Source organism: Citrobacter sp. TBCS-14, assembly GCF_005280805.1.
Lineage (GTDB): Bacteria > Pseudomonadota > Gammaproteobacteria > Enterobacterales > Enterobacteriaceae > Citrobacter > Citrobacter gillenii.
The window spans coordinates 1-204 of record NZ_SZWM01000529.1; the positions used below are offsets into that span (position 1 = coordinate 1).

The window sequence follows — 204 nt, forward strand, 5'->3', positions numbered from 1 at the left end:
GATGCGTTGCACGGTACTGATAAACTCACGACGCCCGATGATGGGGAGGCCATGCCATGATAAGCCGCAAGCCCGCGCATCTGCTGCTCGTCGATGACGATCCGGGGCTGTTGAAATTGCTCGGTATGCGACTGACCAGCGAAGGCTACAGCGTCGTGACCGCGGAAAGTGGGCAGGAAGGGTTGCGGGTACTGAACCGTGAAA

1 pseudogene is annotated in these 204 nt (G+C 58.8%); it reads left to right on the forward strand.

Going from position 1 to position 204, the window contains the following annotated elements:
* Positions 1–59: 59 nt before the first annotated feature.
* A pseudogene (locus FDX22_RS19700) lies at positions 60–204 on the forward strand (two-component system response regulator GlrR); the annotation flags it as partial.